This window comes from Pseudomonas sp. YA1 (genome assembly GCF_058680555.1).
The window spans coordinates 1-4,592 of record NZ_JBZWBG010000038.1 but is presented as its reverse complement, the minus strand read 5'-3'; the positions used below and the strand labels follow the sequence as shown (position 1 = coordinate 4,592).

The 4,592-nt window shown below is 61.3% G+C and carries 7 protein-coding genes; 5 read left to right on the top strand and 2 right to left on the bottom strand.

Annotated elements, in window-relative coordinates:
• Positions 1-49 precede the first annotated feature (49 nt).
• Both AC4OR5_RS30785 and merR read right to left on the bottom strand, forming a co-directional pair.
• Positions 50-1,351, bottom strand: a complete 1,302-nt coding sequence (locus tag AC4OR5_RS30785) for an ISL3 family transposase (RefSeq protein ID WP_033988338.1) — start codon at positions 1,349-1,351, stop codon at positions 50-52.
• Between the two features lie 78 nt (positions 1,352-1,429).
• Positions 1,430-1,876 carry a mercury resistance transcriptional regulator MerR gene (merR, locus tag AC4OR5_RS30780; protein WP_006911920.1) on the bottom strand — a complete coding sequence of 149 codons (447 nt, stop codon included), beginning with the start codon at positions 1,874-1,876 and terminating at the stop codon, positions 1,430-1,432.
• Between the two features lie 73 nt (positions 1,877-1,949).
• Between merR and merT the strand changes: the two genes are divergently transcribed.
• From merT to merA, 5 genes are all read left to right on the top strand, one after another.
• Positions 1,950-2,300: a mercuric ion transporter MerT gene (merT, locus tag AC4OR5_RS30775; RefSeq protein ID WP_027965778.1), complete on the top strand. Its 351-nt coding sequence runs from the start codon at positions 1,950-1,952 to the stop codon at positions 2,298-2,300.
• A gap of 13 nt (positions 2,301-2,313) precedes the next feature.
• On the top strand, positions 2,314-2,610 hold the full coding sequence (gene merP, locus AC4OR5_RS30770; protein WP_022519794.1) for a mercury resistance system periplasmic binding protein MerP: 297 nt from the start codon (positions 2,314-2,316) through the stop codon (positions 2,608-2,610).
• A 2-nt stretch (positions 2,611-2,612) separates the two neighbouring features.
• A complete protein-coding gene (gene merF, locus AC4OR5_RS30765; RefSeq protein ID WP_033988342.1) occupies positions 2,613-2,870 on the top strand; it encodes a mercury resistance system transport protein MerF in 258 nt (85 codons plus the stop codon).
• 73 nt (positions 2,871-2,943) lie between these two features.
• Positions 2,944-3,183 carry a mercury resistance system transport protein MerF gene (gene merF, locus AC4OR5_RS30760; RefSeq protein WP_027965777.1) on the top strand — a complete coding sequence of 80 codons (240 nt, stop codon included), beginning with the start codon at positions 2,944-2,946 and terminating at the stop codon, positions 3,181-3,183.
• Positions 3,176-4,592 (top strand): mercury(II) reductase (merA, locus tag AC4OR5_RS30755; RefSeq protein WP_171889505.1); only part of this gene is annotated, 1,417 nt, incomplete at its 3' end. The genes merF (AC4OR5_RS30760) and merA, both read left to right, overlap by 8 nt.

Sequence of the window (4,592 nt, the reverse complement as noted above, 5' to 3'; positions counted from 1 at the left end):
GGGTATCCGGATTAAGTGGTAGATGGAGCCCCCTTGCTCCTTCGAACCCTTAACTCTCCCAGAAGGTTGATAGATCGACGCCGTAGTTTTTCTCAGGCTCGGGAAGACCCATGCTGTAGGTCATGGTGGCCTTGCCCAGGAAGGGGGATTCCTTGATCTGCGGCACCTTCTTCTTGTGCTTGGTGGTGTAGAGCATCCGGGCCCGCATCACCTCGAATGAGTAGCCCCGGCCATCGCGGTTCTTGTCCTTGGCCAGCCGATTGATCGACTCCGTGAAGGCGTTGGTGATTGGGGTGTCGGTTTCGAAGTAGGCCAGCACCTCCTCGCGCCATCCGCTGACGGCGCTGACGAGATCCTTCCACACCTCTTTCTGCCCCTGTGGAATGTCGTCAATCCAGCGGGCCAGCGCCTTTTCGGCATCACGCCGGGTGGTGCTGTCCCAGATGTGGTAGAACCGCTCCTTGTGCTCGTAGGCCGCCAGGAGCTGAGGGAAGGCCCCTGTCCATGTCTCCATGATAAGCCGCTCGCGATCTGAAACGTCGTGGGCACGCTTCAGCAGGATCTTCCTATCGCCCTTGAGGGTCCGCCGCTGGTTTGGCTTCAGATCCTTCCTGAGTCCCTTACGCACCTTCTCCAGGGCTTCGTTGGCCATCCGCACCACATGGAACTTATCGACCACAATGCGAGCCTGCGGCAGTACCGCCTGGACAGCACGGCGGTAGGGTTTCCACATATCCATGCTGACGATCTCGACCTGGTGGCGCTCGGTCATGCTCATGAGGCGCCTCGTCACCGCGTCCTGCTGGCGACCGGGCAGCAGGTCCAGTAGGGTACGCTCCTCCAGGTTGGTCAGGATGCAGCGGTAGCGGCGGTTCAGGTACAGCTCGTCGATCCCCAGGCAGCGGGGTGTCTCGAAACGATGCCAGGCTGCCAGGAACTCAGCCTTCTTCTTGAATATCTCGCGGACAGTCTTCTCGTCGAGGCCCGTGGTATCAGCCACGTAGGCGTAGGGGTGATTGAAGGCTTCCTTCTCGACGTGGTTGTAAAGCCTCCGCGTCATGCGGTGATCGTCTACCATTTCCGGAAGAGCTGGCCGGAACGTCCTTCCACACGCCCGGCAGGTGTAGCGGCGACGGACCACCCAGAGGGTGACCCGCTTTCCGTGGATGGGTAGGTCGCGATAGGCCACATCGCGCTTGCCGAACCTGACAAACTCACTCTCAACGCCGCATTCCTCGCAAGCTAGAGGCTCAGGAGCTTCGACCTGGTAGTGGAGATCATGCTCTTCCATCTTGGTGCCTAGGACGTGGTACTCGGGAAGGTGAAGGATGTTGTCAGGCAAGCTAGTCATGCAAACTTTCCTTGTCGACATGGTCCATAGATGATCGCGACTCTTTGACCGCGTTGTTTTCAACGAACTGAAGGTGAGTTACTCCCTTGGGTCTTCTGCTTCTCTGAGCCCTTCATGCAATGACGCAATTAGCGGGCAAGTGATATTGCCTTGTTGTGCATGGCATCTGTCGACCATTTCGCTCAGCACCTTCTCAATTCTTTCAAGCCTGTCGATCTTCTCGCGAACGTCCCCTAACTTGTGCTCTGCGAGAGCACTGGCTTCTTGACAGTGGGCGCCATCTTCCAGCCGAAGTAGGTCACTGATCTCATCCAGACTAAAGCCCAGCTGCTGCGCCGTTTTCACGAACGTCAACCTGTCGATATCGGCGGCACTATAGCGTCGAATACCTCCGGGAGGGCGTTCGGGCTCCGATAATAGCCCTCGTCGCTGGTAATAGCGGATTGTCTCGACATTGACGCCGGCCGCCTTGGCCAGGCCGCCAATGGTCATGGTGTCCGCCACTTTATCTGCATGTCTCTTCATGATGCTTGACTCCGTACCAAGCTACGGAAGTAACCTTATCGTAGCTCCCCCCATCCCGAAAGGAGAATCGTCAATGCGGACATCTAAAACGGGGCGAGGGCCCCTGGCCGCCGGAGGAGTCGCGGCCCTCCTGGCCTCGGCGTGTTGCCTCGGCCCGCTGGTGCTGATCACGCTGGGCGTTTCCGGCGCCTGGATCAGCAATCTGGCGGCGTTGGAGCCCTATCGCCCGCTCTTTATCGGCGTCGCGCTGGTGGCGATGTTCTTCGCCTGGCGTCGCGTCTTTCGGCCAGTGGAAAAGTGCCAGCCGGGAGAGGTGTGTGCCGTGCCACGGGTCAGGACGGGCTACAAGGCGATCTTCTGGCTCGTATCGCTGCTGGTGCTAATCGCCCTGGTATTCCCCTACATCTTGCCCCTGTTCTATTAAAAGGAGATCTACCATGAAAGCTCGTTTCGCCTTCATCGCGCTACTCGCCCTGCTCAGCACGCCCGCCTTAGCGGCCCTGCAGACCGTGACGCTGTCGGTGCCGGGCATGACCTGTGCCGCCTGCCCGATCACCGTCAAGGCCGCCCTCAACAAGGTGGACGGCGTCTCGCAAGTCGACGTGAGCTACGCGGATCTCGAGGCCGTGGTCACCTTTGACGACGCCCGAACGTCGGTGGAGGCATTGACCGAGGCCACCATCAACGCTGGGTATCCATCAACCCCGACATCCTCGCAAGCGGATCGAGAGTGATCATGAAGAATCCCAAGCCCCTGCTGCGCGTGAGCGTGATCGGCACCGTCCTGGTGGCATTGTGCTGCTTTACGCCGATCCTGGTGATCCTGCTTGGCACGGTGGGCCTGGCGGGGCTGACGGGCTATCTCGACGTTGTGTTATTGCCGGCCCTGGCCTTCTTCATCGGCCTGACCATTTATGCGATTTGGCGTAAGAAGCAGTTCGACGCCTGTTGTGACAACGGCTCTATCAAATCAAGGAATACGCCCCCTGAGTGACATCAAGCAGCTGCACATCGCGGTCATCGGGTGAGTTGTTTACGAGCTTGCCCGCCACGGTGAAGGAATAAGCGTGAAAGATTCGCAGAAATTTTTAAGCGTCGTGCTTGGCACCGGGTTGATGGTGCTGTGTTGCGCCGCGCCAATCGCCCTGGTGCTATTCGGTACGGCGGGCCTGGCCGCGTTGGCAGGCTATCTCGATTACCTGCTGTTTGCCGCCCTGGCCATCGGCTTACCTCTCTACGCGCGATACCACAAGCGGAAGCAGGATGCCGGCTTTACTAATGAAGACTCGGAGAAACGTGATGATTGAACTCAACGTGAGTGGCATGACCTGTGACCGCTGTGCGGATCATGTCAGGGAAGCCCTGGAGAAGCTGCCCGGCGTGCAGTCGGTGGAGGTATCCTATCCTCAGGGGACGGCATCGGTAGCCGTTGATCCGGAGACACCGGCCTCGGCGTTGACGTTTGCCGTGACCCGACTTGGCTACCAAGCTCGACTGGCCAACAGTGGGTCCACTTCCCCGGCAGGCGCATCGGTGTCCAAGGGCCGTGATGAAGACGCCCCGCACATCGCGGTGATCGGCAGCGGCGGCGCCGCCATGGCGGCGGCCCTGAAAGCCGCCGAGCGCGGCGCCCGGATCACCCTGATCGAACGCGGCACCGTCGGCGGTACCTGTGTCAATACAGGCTGTGTGCCTTCGAAGATCATGATTCGCGCGGCCCATATTGCCCACTTGCGTACGGAAAGTCCCTTCGATGCAGGCCTGAGCGCCCAGGCGCCGGTGGTGGATCGGGCCAAGCTGCTCGAGCAGCAGCAGCGACGTGTCGAGGAACTGCGTGACGCCAAGTACGAGGGGATTCTGCGCGACCACCCGGCCATCACGGTCCTGCACGGCGAGGCCCGGTTTATCGATGCCCATAGCCTGATGGTCAAGCTGAACGAGGGCGGCGAGCAGGTCGTCCACTTCGACCGCGCCTTAATCGGTACTGGCGCCCGACCGGCAGTACCGCCGATCCCGGGTCTTGCCGACACCCCCTACCTGACCTCTACCAGTGCGCTGGCCCTGGACACCCTTCCCGAGCGGCTGATTGTGATCGGCGCCTCGGTGGTGGCCCTGGAACTGGCCCAGGCCTTCGCCCGGCTGGGCAGCCGGGTCACGGTGCTGGCCCGCAGCCGCCTGCTCTCCCAGGAAGACCCGGCGGTAGGGGATGCGGTGGAGGCGGCGTTTCGCCGCGAGAGCATCGAGGTCCTCAAGCAGACCCAGGCGAGCCGCGTGGACTACACCGACAATGAATTCATTGTCGACACCAACGCCGGCACCTTGCGGGCGGATCAACTGCTGGTGGCCACCGGACGGACACCCAATACCGAGGCCCTGAACCTGGCGAGCCTCGGCGTGGAAACCGCACGTGGGGCGATTCTGGTCGATGAGCATCTGCACACCACGGTGCCGGGGCTCTATGCCGCCGGTGACTGCACCGATCAGCCGGAGTTCGTCTATGTCGCCGCCGCCGGGGGCAGCCGGGCTGCCGTCAACATGACCGGGGGCGAAGCCACCCTGGACCTGAGCGCCATGCCGGCGGTGATCTTCACCGACCCCCAGGTGGCCACCGTCGGCCTGACGGAAGCCGAGGCCATCGAGCAAGGCTTCAGCGTCGATACCCGCGAGCTGGACCTGGAAAACGTGCCGCGTGCGCTGGTGAATTTCGACACCGGTG

Bases quoted from the DNA above. Each gene is read 5' to 3' on its own strand.
- AC4OR5_RS30785 (WP_033988338.1), bottom strand. From the start codon at position 1,351: ATGACTAGCTTGCCTGACAACATCCTTCACCTTCCCGAGTACCACGTC.
- merR (WP_006911920.1), bottom strand. From the start codon at position 1,876: ATGAAGAGACATGCAGATAAAGTGGCGGACACCATGACCATTGGCGGC.
- merT (WP_027965778.1), top strand. From the start codon at position 1,950: ATGCGGACATCTAAAACGGGGCGAGGGCCCCTGGCCGCCGGAGGAGTC.
- merP (WP_022519794.1), top strand. From the start codon at position 2,314: ATGAAAGCTCGTTTCGCCTTCATCGCGCTACTCGCCCTGCTCAGCACG.
- merF (WP_033988342.1), top strand. From the start codon at position 2,613: ATGAAGAATCCCAAGCCCCTGCTGCGCGTGAGCGTGATCGGCACCGTC.